Origin of the sequence: Citrobacter sp. Cs237 (assembly GCF_030332325.1) — a bacterium.
GTDB lineage: Bacteria > Pseudomonadota > Gammaproteobacteria > Enterobacterales > Enterobacteriaceae > Citrobacter_A > Citrobacter_A sedlakii.
In genome coordinates, this window is the sequence record NZ_JAOWIB010000091.1 from 17454 (window position 1) to 34467 (window position 17014).

Below are 17014 nucleotides of genomic sequence, written 5' to 3' on the forward strand. Positions count from 1 at the left end.
CCTCTGCCTCTTCACGCCACCAGGCTACGTCGGCTTTAAGGCGGCGCAAGCGCCGCTGTTTGAGTTTACTGGGCATTAGGCCTCCGGTTTGGGCGCTGCTGCAATCATGGCTGCCCAGCACAGCTTCGCCCGGTGCGCTGCCTGTTTACATCCGCTCATGGCGTCGTATGCTTCCCAGACCTCCGCATCGCTAAAGCTCTCATCTGGCTCTGACTCGAACCCATTGACGATCATGTCTTCTGTCGGCTCAATCGGCACCGCCACCCACCCCTCTGGCAACTTGTAAGCCGTCGTTACAGGTTCGGCACCCTGAAGCATGGCGGCGGCGCGTTCTGCGTCATACAGCCATGCATCAATCGGATTAAGCGAGTTTTCGATTAGTGTCCCGCCTGACTGGTACATCAGAGCCTTTGCACGTAAAAACAGCTCTTTCACCACTTCCAGATCAGCCACACGCTTCTCTGCTTCGTCAGCCTTCACAACGGGAACATGGCCGTAACCGGGGTCCGTGCTACCGAACGCCGCCGGATGGATGTAATAAGTTTTCATGCTTCATGACCTGCTATCGGCTTAATGCTGCTCAGAATCAAACGGCGTGATGTCATCGGTGCACCGCTGCGGCGGCCATCTTCTTTCCGGTAGGTTTCAGTGCGGCCAACACACCAGGTCGTTGGAGTCTCGCGCAAATGCACGGTTTTCTCGCCATCTTTGGTGATGATGGTTCCGGTATGGGTTTTTATTTTCTGGTTTACTGCCATTATCGATTACCCCTTATCTGCTTAACCATGAGCTCTAAAAATTCCTGGCAACTGGCGCACGTTTGGCAGCCAGGCATTGCAACCCGGCGCGCCTCAGGAATGTCCTCTCCGCATTCAGAACAGTGCTCTGCAGAGACTGCATTCTGATCAATACGGTGTTTTTGTATGGCCAGCTGCAGGCGGTGCTCTACCAGCTCGTTTGCCTGATCGATGATGTCTGAACTCATACGGCGCGCTCCTGGCGAAGTAACGCATCGTGCAGCGCCATTGCACCCGCTTCACGGAGTGCAGCATCTTCATAACTGATGCCGTTCGAATCCATGATGCAGTCCCTATCGAGGTACTCCGAACAATCGTTGAGGGCAGATTTGATAGCGTGGGCACGCACTTCATCCAGTACAGCGTCGGTCACATTGCCTGAATGGTCTGGGTCGGTGAACTCGATAAGGACTTCATTTCCTCTCTGAAGAAGTTCTTCATCAGATGCATAGGGGAGTTCATCAGCAGTATTAAGGTGCCCATGATTATACCCAGCTGAATAAACCTGCCCGGCAGCCCATCGCACCGCCTGAACTTCCGCAGCCAGCGCAGCTACCTGCTTCTCAGCGTTTGACAGATGAAGGAGGAGTTCTTCAACTAACGTCACACGCATCACTACCTTCTGGCAGTCGTTGCGTTTAGCTCTGGCGATGGTGCCGCGCAGAGTCGCGTATTTGTTGGTAGTCATTGGACGGACTCCTGACGAAGATGGTTAATTTCGGCGTCAAGGCTCATTCGCTGGTCCATCGATTCCGTCAAGGCGGCAAATGTCACGTCCAGGCGAGTGGCTACCTCACGCATTAGAGAGGCTTCTGCTGGTGGCAGTTTCCCCGCCGCAGCATGGGCTGCGGCTACCAGTTCTTTTATCTTCATGCGAGGCATGCGCGTGATTCCGTAAGCTCATTGAAACGGTTAATGAACAAGCCATATGCCTGGCCTGGGCGAAGAGGAACGATCTGGATAATGTCGCTGGCCGGAATACCTTCGAGGCAAGGCCAGAGTGAGCCGTCGTCGATATCCAGATCGCGGCGTTCCGTGGCAAGCATCACCAGATCGGCGTATTTCACTACCGCTGACATATCAGGGGTGATGCTGAATTTGGCCCGGATCAGCTGTTCTACCCGCTCTTCAATGCGACGGTAATCTGGAAGCAATGCTTTCAGGGGGGCAGGGATGTCCTGGCAATAGGCTTCAGCTGCGTCATGCATCATGGCTTCAAAGGCAAACTCTGGCGGCACAATTTGGCTGCACAGTACCGAGTGCTGGGCCACGCTGTAAAATTCCGGCAGATGACCACTGAAGCGGCAGATGTGGGAAAGTGCGGTCGCAATATCCTCGATCTCTACGTCGTCAGTGGTTGAATTGAGGTAATCGAATTTCTTACCTGAAAGTGTCTGGATATAACTCATCGTATTTTCTTCTCCATATTTGGCAGCTGCACCTGCGCCAGTTTTGGGTTGTACGAATCCCTCGCCATTGGCGATTAATAAAGGGAATTACGCTTCAATAAATCCCCGCGGCGCCGGGGATTTAATGCAGAGAAATTACGCTTTAAAGTTACCGATAAAGGTTTCAACCGGCTTGTCGGTGAACTTCTCGATCAGCAGGTCCCGGAACTCGTTGGCGATAGCTTCTTCCTGGGCTTCCAGTTGAACGATGCGGAGTACAAACACCGGTTCCCCGCTTTTAAGCAGGCTGTTACGCAGGCTAAAGCGGCGTTCGCCCAGGCCTTCATATGGCACGCATTTGAACTCGAAGGCGACAGGCATCACGTCTTTACTGCTGGCTTCAACGCTCTGCATCAGGGACTTTCTGCCGCCAAAATCTTCGTCTTCATGAGCTGCTTCCGAGACTTGTTTGATATTGACGCGACGAACGGCACCAGCTGCCTGCGCGATGGACAACACATTCCCGTCGGCATCAAATGCGCTCAGGAAGTCGGCCCAGTCCTCCAGCCATTCAGCAATTTCCTTCTGGCCCAGTCGATCGCCATTTACCTGAAGTAGGGCTCGGAATGGCGCTGTCTTTTTGAGGGTGATTGAGGCGACGTTATCAGCATGGCCAGGGTTAGCCAGCGTACCGATATTGAACACGGAGCGTGCGGTCATGTTGTCAGCATCGATAAAGCATCGCGCTGGTTCAACTTCGTTGGCATAGCCAGCTGCATAACGCACAAAGTCAGGAATGCTGGTTGTGGTCATGGCACCGCGGAAACGAAAACGCTCCAGATCGAAACGCTCAAGGCTCTCTACGTTTACGCCATCAGGGAGGAGGGCAGTAGGGCATGCTGTTTCTTTAACTGCAGTGAGGTGATAACCGGAAAGAACAAGGTCTTTCACCTGCTGCAGGGCATTGCCGTCTAAAATCTGGGACATAAAATTTCCTTAATATGTGGTCAAAGGGATGTCAGTGATTGTCTGCTGCGGATCACTGTGCCGCTTTAAGCTTTCCGTCAACGCCGCCGTTGATCCCGAACAGCTGCCCCTGATCTTCCTGCAGGATGGTCAGCTTGCCGCCTTTGTTAACCCACATTGGTGTTTCGGTGGTGTCTTCTTCGGAGGCTTTACCGCGCGGGGTTGGGGTGACGTAGTTCAGCTTGTGCTTGATCTTGACGCGCTTCTCTTCGACGGAGTTACCCATACGCTCAATATCAAAGGTGAGGACTACTTTGCCTTTGGTACCGTTATTCAGAACGCCAAGCGCGGTAGTGTTTAAAGCTGCCGCGATCTTGTTCATGAACACGCCGGCATCCAGTTCGCCCAGGAAATCGGGCACTACGGTCATGCGGTCATTACTCATGGTTTAACCCTCTGTGAGGCGGCTGCCACCGCCAGTGGAACTTCTCCATACACAACAGAAAAGGGCACCTGCGCTTCGGCTATGGGTAGGAGGTCCATTTCCATAGCGCCCGGGTGGATTGGGGAATGAGCCCGTCGCCCGGTGATGCCCTTGTCTCTTGTGTAAAAAAGGTGCCCACCGATGTGATGGGCAAAGACTACACACAGCAATGATTTTGTTGTGGCGGTGGTGCCTCCACCTGCCGGACCGGCCAGAACCGGCGACGCTACACCTCAAGAAACGTATTCATTTCAAAAGTTGAAATAAAAACTTGTTGGCCTCGTCACGTGCGCAGAGCCGCATTACCACAACTGGAAGCGCACTACTTCGGTAACAAACCTGCCCCCGCAGTGAAAGAGAGAAGGAGTGCGCTTTCACGTTATGCCCTTAAAAAGCTGGCTGTCACCCTCAAGGGGAAAGTGAGCAGCCAGAACAGGGAACACGTCTTATTGCTTTGGCCTGCTTTTAACCACATCAGGCGCGGTGGTTCGGTTTCGACAGAAAAAAATCTAACTTAACTTAGTTTGCTGGTCAAGTGAAAACATCAAACTAAACTTAGCTTGATGCTTAGAGGAAGAGCGGGAAGGGATTAGAGTTCGTACTGAACGCCTTTAACTACGCCAATAATGAGGCAGTTACCATTGATCGGGATGTTGGGGTAGCGAGGATTTAGTGGGACTAAAAATTTTTGTGGGCCATCAATGACCAGTTTTTTAACAGTCGCTTCGTTAGTGCCATCAATACGCGCAACAACAATCTTGCCATGAAGGGGTTCGGCATCTGGATCAACAATAACGGTTGCCCCTTCAGGGATTGTTGGGAGGCCATTTGGATTGGTCATTGAATCCCCTTTGACCTCTAAAGCGAACGAGCTATCCCCAATGCGTAGTGATGTTTCAACCCATTTATCAACATCACTGAATAACTCAGCGGCCTTACATTCCGTAAACTGCCCAGCTTGAACCCAGGAAATCACGGGCACACGCCTCATTTTAGTTATGAGGGTACCTTCAAATTCAGTGCCGTAAAGAATGTAATCTATTGATGTATTGAAGAATTTAGCCAGCTTAACCAGCGATTCTCCGTTTGGGATATTCACATCCTTTTCCCAATAACCCACCGCTACGTCACTAACCCCGCAGAACTTACCCAGTTCTTTTTGAGAGGTTTTTGTAACCCTGCGTAGGGCTTTAATGCGCTGACCAACCGTTTCCATGAAAGCACCAAATTTAAAAAAGACTAAGTAATCTTAGTTTTTATTGACCAAAGTTAGATTGGTTATTAATATCTAACCAAACTTAGCTAAGGAGGCTTCATGACAACCGACGAGATTGAACAACATTTCGGCAGCACTGAGAAAGTTGCCGAATTTTTTGGCATCACCAGTGAGGCCGTTTACCAGTGGCGTAATCGCCCCGGACGCTTAATCCCTAAAGGACGAGCTGCTGAAGCTGCGTATCGAACTGCTGGTGAACTGGAATTCAACCCAGAACATTATGGCAAGAATACATCGCCTAACGATCAGAAATAACCACAGAAGGGAGGACCTAGCCGTGGGTATAGAACCTGAATGGAAAGTAGATAAGCAGCCAGCCTGGCTGGTGGCCGCAATCAAAAAAACGATCACCGAGCTGCCTGGCGGATATTCAGAAGCTGCTGAGTGGTTGGGTGTGACCGAGAACGCGCTGTTTAATCGGCTGCGTACCGATGGTGATCAGATCTTCCCGCTCGGTTGGGCGATGGTGCTTCAACGTGCTGGTGGTTCAAACCACATAGCGAACGCTATTGCACGTCACTCGAACGGTGTTTTTGTGCCATTGGCTGATGTTGAAGAGATTGAGAACGGCGATATCAACCAGCGTCTCATGGAGTCAGTTGAGTGGATCGGCAGGCATTCACAATACGTTCGTAAAGCTACCGCTGACGGCGTTATTGATGCTCAGGAACGCGCCCAGATCGAAGAGAACAGCTATCAGGTGATGGCTAAGTGGCAGGAACATTTGACGCTGCTTTTCCGTGTGTTTTGTGCGCCGGAAAAGAGTGACGCCCGCGAGTGTGCAGCTCCGGGCGTCGTGGCAGACAAATCTTGTATGGAGAAGTAATCCGCATGACCAGTTTAACGGCTTTTAACCGTTTGCCGCAACTCAGGATGATCCCGGTACCGGGCGCTCCGTTGTTTCGGTATGAACGCAGAATAGCAAACCGCTGGGTGCCATGTAACCACAGTCGGGCGATGGCAATTGTGGGGGTATGGCGCCGTAGAGGGGAATCCTTATGCGAGAACTTAACCGATGGTTCAAAGACCACTACGGCATCCCGGTTCGCGTTATCAGATGGGAGCCGGAAACCCGCCGCGTTATCTACCTGCGTAAAGGCTATGAGCATGAGTGTTTCAGTCCGCTTGAGCAGTTTCAGCGAAAGTTCAGGGAAATAGAGGCCGACTATGAGCACTAAATTGACAGGCTATGTATGGGATGCCTGTGCAGCGTCAGGAATGAAGTTGTCCAGCGTGGCCATCATGGCGCGCCTGGCTGATTTCAGCAATGACGAAGGTGTCTGCTGGCCTTCCATCGAAACTATCGCGAGACAGCTTGGTGCAGGCGTCAGCACTGTCAGAACGGCAATAGCGAAGCTTGAGGCCGACGGCTGGTTGTCACGCAAAGCGCGGCGACAGGGCAACCGAAATGCCTCCAATGTTTATCAGTTGAATGTGGCAAAACTCCAGACAGTTGCATTCGCTCACCTGTCAGATTCTGACCCGTCAAAATCTGACGTATCAAAATCTGACCCGTCAAAATTTGAGCCCTCAAAATCCGGTAAGAATGGCGGTTTTCACCCGCCAGAATCTGGCGGGGATCCGTCAGTAAATTCAACTACTGATCCATCAGGTAAAAAACCTTCTTGTCCGGTTGCGTCGCAACCAGACCCTGAAGTTGCGATCACTGATAACGCCATTCTGGTTTTAACCCATTTGAACCAGGTCAGCGGCTCCCGATATCAGAAGTCTAAAACCTCGCTGGAAAACATTCGTGCTCGTCTGCGTGAAGGTTACAGCGTTGCTGACCTGCAACTGGTTATCGACCTGAAACACGAGCACTGGAACGGCAACGATGAGCAGTACCAGTACATGCGTCCTGAAACACTGTTTGGCCCGAAAAAATTTGAGGGGTATCTGCAAAGCGGGATCCGCTGGGACAAAAAGGGGCGTCCGCCACGTGAATGCTGGGGTGAAAAGAAACATGACCCAATGAAGTTCGGTCCGGTTGATACCAAAATTCCAGAGGGGTTCAGGGGATAATGACAAACAAATATTGCCAGGCGCTGGCGGAACTGCGCAGCAAACCAGCCCACGAACTGAAAGAGGTTGGTGATCAATGGCGTACTCCGGATCTGTTGTTTTGGGGGATCAACGCAATATTCGGGCCGTTGGTTCTGGATCTGTTTGCTGACGACGATAACGCGAAGTGTCCGGTCTGGTACACCGCCGAAGATAACGCGCTGGTGCAGGATTGGGCGGAAATGCTGGAGTCAATCGGCGGGGCCGCATTCGGTAATCCACCCTATAGCCGCTCTCAGTACCACGAGAAGCAGGCGATCACCGGCATGACCCACATCATGGATCACACAATGGAGATGCGTGAAAAGGGTGGGCGTTACGTGTTCCTCATTAAAGCGGCGACAAGTGAAACATGGTGGCCTGAAGATGCCGATCACATCATGTTTATTCGCGGTCGCATTGGTTTCGATCTCCCTGTGTGGTTTGTTCCTGCTGACGATAAGCAGAAACCCACAGGTGCTTTCTTCGCTGGCGCCATTGCAATCTTCGATAAGTCATGGCGCGGCGAGCGTTTCAGCTACATCAGCCGTACCGATCTGGAGGAAAAAGGGAAGGCGTTTATGTCGCTGGTCACATTTGCCGCTGGTAAGGCCCGGCAGGCAGAAACAGTACAGCCAACTGCGCCGCTGGTATTGCCAGAAGTCGAATCGCGTATCTGGCCTCTCGAGGTTGGTCTGGTGTTTAACCAGGTGGATGGCGTTGACGCCCTGACTGAGTCACAGCAGAACAAGCTGAAAGGCAATATCAATCAGCTGTGGCTTGAACGTATGCCCACCAGCGAGATTATTGTTGTTGCCTCTGGTCTTGCCAGCAGCATGCAGGGGGTGACTCATGCGTGAGATTATCGTTGATAACTTTGCTGGTGGTGGCGGCGCGTCAACCGGTATTGAAATGGCGATTGGTCGTAGTGTTGATATCGCGATCAACCATGACGAGAACGCGATCGCGATGCACAAGACGAACCACCCGGACACACTTCATTACTGCGAATCCGTATTTGAAGTGGATCCGCGCGCGGCGACGGGTGGCTTACCGGTTGCCCTGGCATGGTTTAGTCCTGATTGTCGCCATTTTTCTAAAGCAAAAGGTGCGAAGCCAGTAGAAAAAGCGATTCGTGGTCTTGCCTGGGTTGTTCTGCGCTGGGCACTTGATGTTAAACCCCGAGTGATGAAGCTGGAGAACGTCGAAGAGTTCAGAACGTGGGGACCGCTTCTCGCAGGTGAAATGCGCCCGGATCCTGAACGTGTTGGCGAAACTTTCCGGGCTTTCGTAGCTATGCTGACGACGGGGATTTCTCCCGATCATCCTGCGCTGGTGGAGTGTTGTGAATTCCTGGGGATTCCTCTCGACAGCGAGGACGCCGCCAGACTGGTAAAAGGTCTGGGTTATGTCGTTGAGTATCGCGAACTGCGCGCCTGTGATTACGGTGCGCCGACGATCAGAAAACGCTTCTTCATGGTTATGCGCTGTGACAGGAAACCGATAGTGTGGCCGGAACCAACACACGGGGATCCGAAATCACCGGCGGTTCAGGCTGGCAAGCTGTTGCCGTGGCGCACCGCTGCGGAGTGTATCGACTGGACCATTCCCGCGCCGTCGATCTTCGACCGCAAAAAGCCCCTGGCAGTGAATACGCTCAAGCGCATTGCGCGCGGTATTCAGCGTTTCGTTATCGACAGCGCGTCGCCGTTTATCGTGAAGTGCAACCATACCAGCACTAAAACGCATTACGACTGCTTCCGGGGCCAGTCGCTGGAAGAACCGCTGCAGACAATCACCAAAACCCACGGCTATGCAATCGCGGTACCGCACCTGACTAAGTTCAGAACAGGCGCGACAGGGCAGGATGTCACACAACCAGTCCCGACAATCACTGCCGGCACATCGCGGTGCCCGGGCGGGAATGGTCATGCTCTCGGCATTGTTGAGGCCGCTCTTACACCGTTCCTGGCTGGTAATGGCGGCAGTGAATACCAGGCAAAGCCCCGCCCGCTGAATAAACCCGCTCACACCATCCTGAAACAGTCTCGTGCCTGTCTGGTTGCACCGGTTATCGCTCGCCAGTTTGGGGCCAGCATCGGTCACCGGGCAGACGAGCCGAGTGCGACGATTACGGCGGGCGGCGGCGGTCATTCACAGCTGGTGACGCCAACGTTGATCCAGATGGGGTACGGCGAAAGGCCGGGGCAGGACCCGCGTGTGTTGCAGCTTGAAAAGCCGCTGGGGACAGTAACCGCTGGTGGTAACAAGTTCGCCGTGGCCAGCGCATTTCTGGCGAAGCACTACGGCGGCAACTATACGGGGCCGGGCGTCGGGCTGGATGAACCAGTCCACTCGGTGACAACTGTCGATCACCATGCGGTGGTGGCCTCTCACCTGGTAAAACTGCGCGGCACCTGTCGCGATGGTCAGCCCACGAGTGAACCATTGCCGACAGTTACGGCCGGCGGCCTGCATGTCGGAGAAGTCAAAACCACACTGGCGGTCGAAGACTACGACGAACAGCGCGCACAGCAGGCGCTGGCGTTCCTGCGTGAATACTGCAGCGAGGAATGCACCGGGATGGTCGACATCGATGGGATAACGTACCGCATCGTCGATATCGGTATGCGTATGCTTCAGCCGCACGAGCTTTACCGCGCACAGGGCTTCCCTGACTGGTACATCATCGATCAGGATTATCGCGGCAAGCGGTACGCCAAAGATAAACAAGTAGCCCGTTGCGGCAACGCGGTCCCGCCACCGTTCGCTGAAGCGCTGGTGCGCGCCAATCTGCCAGAGCTATGCGTGAGCAAGGAGGAACAGGCAGCATGATGAACTTAACGACTCGTCAGCAGCATGTACTGGATACCTTGATCAGTTTTCAACGCGAGCATGGCTATCCTCCAACCAATACAGAACTGTCGGGGCTGCTGGGATGCAGCTCCCCAAATGCCGCTGCGGATCATCTGCGCGCGCTGGAGAGGAAAGGGGCTATCACCCTGACGCGTGGTGTTTCGCGGGGAATAGCCATCAACTATCTGGAAAACGTTGCTGATGCAGATTCCCTGCTGCATGCGCTTGTGAATGGTGAGGATGGTGCGAAGGACCGCGCAATCGCCTATCTCAAGAACAAGGGGATCCGGCTATGAAACTGGTGCTGCCGTTTCCTCCAAGTGTGAACACATACTGGCGCGCTCCGAATAAGGGGCCGCTTGCCGGTCGTCACCTGATAAGTGCCAAAGGTCGCCAGTTCCAGTCGTCAGCATGTGCGGCAATCATTGAACAACTGCGCATGCTCCCTAAGCCGTCATCGTCACCGGCGTCTGTCGAAATAATCCTGTTCCCGCCGGACAACCGGATCCGGGATCTGGATAACTACAACAAAGCGCTGTTTGACGCTCTTACCCACGCTGGGATCTGGGAGGACGACAGCCAGGTGAAAAGAATGCTGGTGGAGTGGGGGCCGATTATCCCGAAGGGGAAAGTGGAAATCACGATCACCAAATTTGAACCGGGGGCGGGTGCAGCCGCCTGATATGGAGAAATAGCATGAATCAGTTAACCGCAAAGGGTGTTGTGACAATGTCCAGCCGTGAAATTGCCAGGCTGGTACAGAGCAAACATGGTGATGTGAAGCGCTCAGCTGAGCGCCTTGCATCTGCTGGTATTTTAACCGCGCCGTTGGCGCACACCCCCTACACACACCCGCAAAACGGGCAAACCTACGAGGAGTATTGGTTCAACAAACGTGATTCTCTGGTGATCGTCGCCAGGCTGTCGCCAGAATTTACCGCCGCTGTTGTCGATCGCTGGCAAGAGCTGGAGAACAGCCAGGCCGTAAGTGTCCCGCAAACATTGCCGGAGGCATTACGTCTCGCCGCGGATCTGGCCGAGCAGAAAGAACAACTCAGCCATCAGTTAGCCGCTGCCGCGCCGAAAATTGAGTTTGTCGATCGGTATTGTACTGCCAAAGGCTCAATGTCATTCCGCCAGGTGGCAAAGCTATTGCAGGCCAAAGAAACAGATTTCCGCTTGTTCCTCATTGAAAACGACATCTTGTACCGGCTAGGCGGAGTGCTGACACCGCGGCACCAGCACATTGCTGCCGGGCGGTTTGAAGTGAAAACCGGTACTACGAGTGAAACAAACTACGCATTCAGCCAGGCACGTTTTACACCCAAAGGCATCGAGTGGATCGGCGGCCTGTGGACGGCACACATCGCTAAGGGGCATGCCGCGTGAGAGGACTGTTTACAGCCGAGACTGTTCCGCGCCTGGGGCTTGTGTTGTTAAAGCCAGGTAGCGATCTGATGTCACTGTTCCAGCAGGGGCGTGTGCTGGTGGAGCCTCAGCCAAAAAGTATGGCTGGGCTTCCGTCGGGGCTCGTCCCTGACGCGAGGCAGCCGCTGGCAGAAGATAAGTCCCTCGAGGAATTCTTCTCCGACGAGAGGGTTATCCGCGCCGCAGGTGGTTTATCCGCGTTGGACTCATGGTTAGAGCGCAACGTTAAGGAATGCCAGTACCCGCACGCTGACTATCACCATCGCGAGCTGGTAACAATGCGCCATCCTCCAGGGTCAATGCTGCTCTGCTGGCATTGCGATAACCAGCTGCGCGAGCAGACCACCGCGGCGCTGGCAGAACTTGCCCGGCGAAATCTCATCAACTGGCTGATCAATTCGATCCTGTCTGCGCTTGGCTACAACACCGAGCGCGAACTATCCCTCGGCGAATTGTGCTGGTGGGCCGTTTACTCTGGGATTGCCGATGCAATCACAGAAAGGATGGCACAACGTGCACTCCGCATGCCGGATGAGCCTTTTTTATCTGTGTATCGTGAAAGTGACATTGTGCCGATGCCTCCGGCAAAAAGCATTTTGCAGAAGAAGGTCACAACTGCGGTCAAGGCTGCGAAATTAAAGCATGGAGCAAATCAGGAAGTGGTCTATGACCAACCAAAGGTTCTGGCTCTGCATGCGGATCCAGAATCCCCTGAATCATTCATGTTACGTCCGAAACATCGTCGGTGGGTGAATGAGGATTATACCCAGTGGGTTAAAACCCAGCCGTGTGAAGGTTGCCGGCGGCCAGCGGATGATCCACACCATGTCATTGGTCACGGGATGGGCGGTACCGCCACAAAAGCACATGATTTGTTCGTGTTCCCTCTGTGCAGAGAGTGTCACGACAAACTACATGCCGATTTAGCAGCGTTTGAGAAAAAACACGGTACTCAGCTGGAGCTGCTGTTCCGGTTTATGAATCGTGCGCTGGCGATCGGCGTAATAACGAAAGCGTAATTGTATGGAGCGCTGAGCATTATGAATTTACAAGAACTCGAATATACCCGTATTGAATTGCGCCGCGCGCTGGCCGATTTCTCAGGATCGACGAAGGGACAGCTGCAGGCTTTCAGTGAGCATCCACCAGCAGATAAAAATAAGTATCCCCGGCACCATCCAGAAATAGTCATGGAGGGTGGGGAAGGTTGTGGATCGAAGGTTGTAAAAACTCTGGCCACTCCGCTTTATGTTCTGGAGACAAGAAGCCGTCGACGCCCATTACCACCTATGAAGGATGTAGAGTTTGCGAGCTCTGCGTGGCGCCGCTCGGTAAATGGCCTTGGAGAGCATCTGCAGGCGTGGGTTCGGTATTGCTATGGATATGATCTGTCTTTCCGGTACCAGACATTAATGTGCCAGTACGTTTGGGCACAGTTTCAGTATCAGCAGGGGAGTAAGAAGCTCCAGGAGAGAGTCACAAAAAAATTAGTGGGGCTTGTCTGGCTCGCGGCCCAGGAAGTTGCAGCATCACGCAATAACGATACGTACCAGGAATATGCGGGGGCGGCACTGGCCCGCATGGTGAGCGTGGAGCGTTCAACCTGGCTCAGGGTATACGCTGCTCACTGGGCAGCATTTAAAGCAGCTTTCGTGGAAATGGACAGCTTGGCGTTACGTGAAAGCCTGGCGCGGTACGAAGAAGTGAAAGTGGTGGAAATGTGAAGTAAATTTCACTAACTTCTTCAATCAGGCTTGCAAAATGCAACAAAATAAGCGATATTTGAAGCTAATTTGATATGTTGCCAAAAGTATATAAACCCGCCACTGAGCGGGTTTTTTTATGGCTATCTCCCGGTCTTATCGGGATGTCGGATTTTCCATTCGGATAATTGAGCGCCTCCAGATCCGGAGGCTTTCTGCTGTGAAAATGGGCGGCTGGTGGATGTTGGAGCACCCACCAGCCATCAGCTCATGCTTTCAGGTCACAAGCTAACCAAGGCCCACCGCTTTAGCGCAAAAGCATAGTGAGCCTATCAGAGTTACGCTTACTGATCTATGAAAAATACTGTAATTATAAACAGTGTTGAGTTAGTCAACGCTGATAGCCTGCAATACATCGCAACTCTCCCTGATAACTCCATTGACCTGATAGTCACGGATCCGCCGTACTTCAAAGTGAAACCCAACGGCTGGGACAATCAATGGAAAGGGGATGAGGATTATCTTCGCTGGCTTGATATGTGCCTCGCACAATTCTGGCGAGTGCTAAAACCTGCCGGCAGTCTTTATCTTTTCTCCGGTCACCGCCTGGCGGCAGACATTGAGATCATGATGCGTGAGCGGTTCAACGTCCTGAACCACATAATCTGGGCTAAACCGTCGGGCCGCTGGAATGGCTGTAATAAAGAGAGCCTGCGTTCTTACTTCCCTGCAACAGAGCGCATCCTGTTCGCTGAGCAATACCAGGGGCCGTATAAACCAAAGAGCGGTGGGTACGCTGAGAAGGGAAGCGAGCTGAAGCAGCATGTAATGACTCCCCTAATTTCTTATTTCCGGGATGCACGTGAAGCGCTTGGCATAACCTCAAAACAAATAGCCGATGCGACTGGAAAGAAGAACATGGTGTCTCACTGGTTCAGCGGTAGCCAGTGGCAATTACCGAATGAATCAGACTACCGGAAGCTTCAGTCCCTATTCACGCAGGTAGCCATCGAAAAGCACCAGAACGGCGAACTGGCAACACCACACCACCAGCTGGTGGCTATGTGGCATTCGTTGAATCGCAAATATTCAGAGCTGCTCGAAGAGTACAAATCACTTCGGCGGCATTTCTCTGTTTCCGTATCCGTTCCTTATACCGACGTCTGGACACATAAACCCGTTCAGTTTTACCCAGGTAAACACCCATGCGAAAAACCCGCTGATATGTTGCGGCAGATCATCAGCGCCAGCAGTAAGCCTGGTGATGTGGTGGCTGATTTCTTTATGGGGTCCGGTTCGACCGTGAAAGTCGCGCTGGAACTTGGCCGCCAGGCTATTGGTGTTGAACTCGAAGAGGAAAGGTTTAATCAGACGTTGGGGGAAATACGGGCGTTGGCAGGGGAATAAACGTGAGGTCGCGATAGCGGCCTTTTTTATTACCTCAATAACACCCGCCCACAGCGAGGTGAGAGACGATGAAAATGAACGATTCAGGGAACATCTTCACGCAGTTCTTCGCGTGGGTAGCAGCTGTTGCGTCTGCCATTGGATTTACCACTCAGGATCTGGTGTTCATGTTCTTTGGCGCTGCCGGTTTGCTTATCTCGCTTGCCTCCTACATCAACGGGCGTGTAGATGCACACCGCAGGCGTAAAGAGGATGAGAAGCGGACAAAAATGGTCAATGACTACTTGAAAGGCGTTGGTGACAAACCGCTTCACGAACGTCCTGCAGCTGCAAGCGTGGTCGTTGAGGCATTACAAAAGGAAGGTGAGTAATGGGAACCAGAGCAAAATTGAGTGCTACTGTTCTGGGGTTGGTACTCGCTGGTGCGCCGGCATCCGTCATTCTCGATCAGTTTCTGAATGAGAAAGAGGGTAACAGCCTCACGGCGTACAAAGATGGCGGTGGTATCTGGACTATTTGCCGCGGCGCCACGATGGTTGATGGTAAACCGGTTGTGCAGGGCATGAAATTGACACAGGCGAAATGCAATCAGGTGAACGCCATCGAACGCAATAAGGCTCTGGCGTGGGTTGACCGCAATATTACGGTACCGCTTACCGAACCGCAGAAGGCCGGGATCGCATCTTTCTGCCCGTACAACATCGGGCCGGGTAATTGCTTTCCTTCCACGTTCTACAAGCGCATCAATGCCGGTGACCGCCAAGGGGCATGCGAGGCGATTCGCTGGTGGATTAGAGACGGTGGTCGCGACTGCCGCCTGACTAAAGGCCAGAAGAATGGTTGCTATGGTCAGGTTGAGCGTCGGGATCAGGAAAGCGCACTGACGTGCTGGGGGATAGACCAGTGAAACTTAATCTTTTCCCAGTCGCGATTGTCATCATAGCTGGCCTGTCAGTCGCACTCGTTAAAAGTTGTTCAGACGCCAGCGGTCTGCAGAGCGATAACGACGTTCTGAGAAGTGACAACACTTTGCAGGGGCAGGTGATCGCCACGCAGGCATTCAACTTTAATCGGTTCAATCAGGTAGCCGAACATGCCAACAGGCTTAACTCTCTGATAGACACCAGTACCGAAGAAACTGTAATCGAATACCGGGAGATTCTCCGCCGTGAAAAAACCTGTGATCTGCCTGTTCCTGCTGACATTGCTGGTGGGCTGCTCGAATACGCGTACCGTTTACGTGCCAGCGCCATGCACACCGATACCGACAAACCTAACTCAGCCGATGATCGTGCCGTTACCACCAGCCCAATGACATATTGTCAGGCAGTGCTTTGGATAAAACCATTACTGTCACTTATCGAAAAGGGCAACAAGCGCTTTGCAGGGATTCGAGAGATAGAAAATGTTCGAGCATCTCATTAACTAGGAAAAATAAATTTTATGAAGTCAGTCAAACTGTTCTATGTACTAGTTTATGAAAAAGACGTTCCGAAAAATGCTAGTAGATTTCATTTTTGAGATGATTGTTTATTCGGTATTCCGATGTTGTCGATTATTTTTATTATTGCCACAAGCGTGACTGATAGAGTTTCATAATCCAAATCAAGTATACAGTATTTTTCGTTTACTTTTTTTTGTAGGTGTGATAGTTACTTTCTCCTAAGCTTTTGAGTGAAAACTACTAAGGGGAATATTGTGGAAAGATGTGTTGTTGCTTCACCTGTTATGACGGAAGTTTTGCCCACTGGTGGATTCCAGACAGCGCGAGGGTTGAATGAAGAAGATTTGAATTATTACACTCTTTTTTGGGATAGATTAGTAATTCCAGGCTCAAGAGAAATATATTTTCAATTACCCCGAGAAGATATATTGATTGGTTTGGGCTTTTTGTCTAGACCAGTAGTGTCTATCGGATTCAATAGCGATCAGTACCCGATAGAGTTCCCAAAACGTCAGGTTGAGATACTTAGTAAGTTAAGGAAGGATGAGCCTCAGCGTGACTGGAATTTACATCAGATAGGAGAGGAATTTATAGGGGGGAATGGGACAAGTGATAGAAATACGAACTTAAAACTTGAACTCTTTGATGCACTTCCTGTTCCCGGACCACATATCCATCCGGAGCAGATACTTGAGTTTAAGCATAAATATAAAGTTGATTATGATGCGTTCCATAATTATCTGGATGACTTATACAAAGATGTTGCTTATGCTCCCGATGAGCCGCTTTTTCAAAAAAAGGCTTATGAACGCTTCCGTAATTCCTTGGAAGATATAAACAGAATTAGTGAAATTAATAAAGGTTGGTTCTTAAATCGCTACAATTTAAGTTTTGAAATGCCAGGTTCTGACGATATGGTTAATATTGTTTTAGGAGCGATTATTAGTGTTAGCGACACGGAAAATCCATTGGTGACAGGTTTGGGGCTTCTGCAGGCTGCGAAGGGATTCATTAAAGTAAGTGATAAGCATGCTGAGATTTTACATAGTGATGATAAGGAAAGTAACCTACTTTATCTTGCTAGGGCTTATAAGAAAGGGATTTTAGATAGGGATTAAGTGTTTAACGTGTAAGTTTGTTGATAAGGTTTAGTGGGGTGACATATAAGTTGCGACGATATTTATTTTCTTGGCTATGTGTCAGTTGCTACACACAACAGTTTGGA

General features: G+C 51.7%; 25 protein-coding genes. 16 read left to right on the plus strand and 9 right to left on the minus strand.

What is annotated here, in order from left to right:
* Window positions 1-75: 75 nt before the first annotated feature.
* From OGY07_RS03780 to OGY07_RS03820, 9 genes are all read right to left on the minus strand, one after another.
* A complete protein-coding gene (locus tag OGY07_RS03780) occupies window positions 76-549 on the minus strand; it encodes a hypothetical protein (protein WP_286598748.1) in 474 nt (157 codons plus the stop codon).
* The gene (locus tag OGY07_RS03785) at window positions 546-758 is read right to left on the minus strand and encodes a hypothetical protein (RefSeq protein ID WP_286598751.1); all 213 of its coding nucleotides are present in this window, start codon (window positions 756-758) and stop codon (window positions 546-548) included. The genes OGY07_RS03780 and OGY07_RS03785 overlap by 4 nt, the downstream gene beginning before the upstream one ends.
* On the minus strand, window positions 758-985 hold the full coding sequence (locus tag OGY07_RS03790; RefSeq protein ID WP_059686777.1) for a TraR/DksA family transcriptional regulator: 228 nt from the start codon (window positions 983-985) through the stop codon (window positions 758-760). The genes OGY07_RS03785 and OGY07_RS03790 overlap by 1 nt, the downstream gene beginning before the upstream one ends.
* Window positions 982-1485: a hypothetical protein gene (locus OGY07_RS03795; RefSeq protein ID WP_286598754.1), complete on the minus strand. Its 504-nt coding sequence runs from the start codon at window positions 1483-1485 to the stop codon at window positions 982-984. The genes OGY07_RS03790 and OGY07_RS03795 overlap by 4 nt, the downstream gene beginning before the upstream one ends.
* Window positions 1482-1679 (minus strand): hypothetical protein, encoded by a 198-nt coding sequence (locus OGY07_RS03800; protein ID WP_016247400.1) that lies wholly within the window; start codon window positions 1677-1679, stop codon window positions 1482-1484. Before OGY07_RS03800 ends, OGY07_RS03795 begins: the two co-directional genes overlap by 4 nt.
* Window positions 1667-2206, minus strand: coding sequence for an HD family hydrolase (locus tag OGY07_RS03805; RefSeq protein WP_286598757.1), 540 nt, complete (start codon window positions 2204-2206; stop codon window positions 1667-1669). Before OGY07_RS03805 ends, OGY07_RS03800 begins: the two co-directional genes overlap by 13 nt.
* Window positions 2207-2341: 135 nt before the next feature.
* Window positions 2342-3172, minus strand: a complete 831-nt coding sequence (locus OGY07_RS03810) for a YfdQ family protein (RefSeq protein WP_032623253.1) — start codon at window positions 3170-3172, stop codon at window positions 2342-2344.
* Window positions 3173-3224: 52 nt separating this feature from the next.
* Window positions 3225-3596, minus strand: coding sequence for a YfdP family phage-associated protein (locus OGY07_RS03815; RefSeq protein WP_016247397.1), 372 nt, complete (start codon window positions 3594-3596; stop codon window positions 3225-3227).
* 628 nt (window positions 3597-4224) lie between these two features.
* Window positions 4225-4851: a LexA family protein gene (locus OGY07_RS03820; protein WP_139507284.1), complete on the minus strand. Its 627-nt coding sequence runs from the start codon at window positions 4849-4851 to the stop codon at window positions 4225-4227.
* Between the two features lie 99 nt (window positions 4852-4950).
* On the opposite strand from OGY07_RS03820, the gene OGY07_RS03825 reads away from it, so the two are divergent.
* The 16 genes from OGY07_RS03825 to OGY07_RS03900 all read left to right on the plus strand — a co-directional run bounded on the left by OGY07_RS03825 (window position 4951) and on the right by OGY07_RS03900 (window position 16907).
* Window positions 4951-5166: a Cro/CI family transcriptional regulator gene (locus tag OGY07_RS03825; protein ID WP_286598761.1), complete on the plus strand. Its 216-nt coding sequence runs from the start codon at window positions 4951-4953 to the stop codon at window positions 5164-5166.
* A 22-nt stretch (window positions 5167-5188) separates the two neighbouring features.
* Window positions 5189-5737 (plus strand): YmfL family putative regulatory protein, encoded by a 549-nt coding sequence (locus tag OGY07_RS03830; RefSeq protein WP_023294083.1) that lies wholly within the window; start codon window positions 5189-5191, stop codon window positions 5735-5737.
* Window positions 5738-5909: 172 nt separating this feature from the next.
* Entirely contained in the window at window positions 5910-6089 is a 180-nt protein-coding gene (locus OGY07_RS03835; RefSeq protein WP_286598765.1) for a DUF4222 domain-containing protein, read from the plus strand.
* Window positions 6079-6933, plus strand: a complete 855-nt coding sequence (locus OGY07_RS03840; protein ID WP_286598767.1) for a conserved phage C-terminal domain-containing protein — start codon at window positions 6079-6081, stop codon at window positions 6931-6933. The genes OGY07_RS03835 and OGY07_RS03840 overlap by 11 nt, the downstream gene beginning before the upstream one ends.
* Window positions 6933-7811 (plus strand): phage N-6-adenine-methyltransferase, encoded by an 879-nt coding sequence (locus OGY07_RS03845; RefSeq protein WP_286598769.1) that lies wholly within the window; start codon window positions 6933-6935, stop codon window positions 7809-7811. The genes OGY07_RS03840 and OGY07_RS03845 overlap by 1 nt, the downstream gene beginning before the upstream one ends.
* A complete protein-coding gene (locus OGY07_RS03850; RefSeq protein ID WP_286598771.1) occupies window positions 7804-9786 on the plus strand; it encodes a DNA cytosine methyltransferase in 1983 nt (660 codons plus the stop codon). Before OGY07_RS03845 ends, OGY07_RS03850 begins: the two co-directional genes overlap by 8 nt.
* The gene (locus tag OGY07_RS03855; RefSeq protein ID WP_353655517.1) at window positions 9783-10103 is read left to right on the plus strand and encodes a LexA family protein; all 321 of its coding nucleotides are present in this window, start codon (window positions 9783-9785) and stop codon (window positions 10101-10103) included. Before OGY07_RS03850 ends, OGY07_RS03855 begins: the two co-directional genes overlap by 4 nt.
* On the plus strand, window positions 10100-10489 hold the full coding sequence (locus tag OGY07_RS03860; RefSeq protein ID WP_181681098.1) for a RusA family crossover junction endodeoxyribonuclease: 390 nt from the start codon (window positions 10100-10102) through the stop codon (window positions 10487-10489). Before OGY07_RS03855 ends, OGY07_RS03860 begins: the two co-directional genes overlap by 4 nt.
* Before the next feature lie 14 nt (window positions 10490-10503).
* Window positions 10504-11196: a phage antirepressor KilAC domain-containing protein gene (locus OGY07_RS03865; protein WP_286598775.1), complete on the plus strand. Its 693-nt coding sequence runs from the start codon at window positions 10504-10506 to the stop codon at window positions 11194-11196.
* Window positions 11193-12254: a DUF968 domain-containing protein gene (locus OGY07_RS03870; RefSeq protein WP_286598777.1), complete on the plus strand. Its 1062-nt coding sequence runs from the start codon at window positions 11193-11195 to the stop codon at window positions 12252-12254. The genes OGY07_RS03865 and OGY07_RS03870 overlap by 4 nt, the downstream gene beginning before the upstream one ends.
* 21 nt (window positions 12255-12275) lie before the next feature.
* Window positions 12276-12959: a bacteriophage antitermination protein Q gene (locus OGY07_RS03875; protein WP_286598779.1), complete on the plus strand. Its 684-nt coding sequence runs from the start codon at window positions 12276-12278 to the stop codon at window positions 12957-12959.
* Between the two features lie 333 nt (window positions 12960-13292).
* Entirely contained in the window at window positions 13293-14345 is a 1053-nt protein-coding gene (locus OGY07_RS03880; protein ID WP_286598781.1) for a DNA methyltransferase, read from the plus strand.
* A 68-nt stretch (window positions 14346-14413) separates the two neighbouring features.
* Entirely contained in the window at window positions 14414-14716 is a 303-nt protein-coding gene (locus OGY07_RS03885; RefSeq protein ID WP_286598783.1) for a hypothetical protein, read from the plus strand.
* Entirely contained in the window at window positions 14716-15252 is a 537-nt protein-coding gene (locus tag OGY07_RS03890; protein WP_286598785.1) for a lysozyme, read from the plus strand. Before OGY07_RS03885 ends, OGY07_RS03890 begins: the two co-directional genes overlap by 1 nt.
* Window positions 15249-15770, plus strand: coding sequence for a hypothetical protein (locus OGY07_RS03895; RefSeq protein ID WP_286598786.1), 522 nt, complete (start codon window positions 15249-15251; stop codon window positions 15768-15770). Before OGY07_RS03890 ends, OGY07_RS03895 begins: the two co-directional genes overlap by 4 nt.
* A 273-nt stretch (window positions 15771-16043) precedes the next feature.
* Window positions 16044-16907, plus strand: coding sequence for a DUF6236 family protein (locus tag OGY07_RS03900; RefSeq protein ID WP_286598788.1), 864 nt, complete (start codon window positions 16044-16046; stop codon window positions 16905-16907).
* The last annotated feature ends 107 nt before the right edge of the window (window positions 16908-17014 follow it).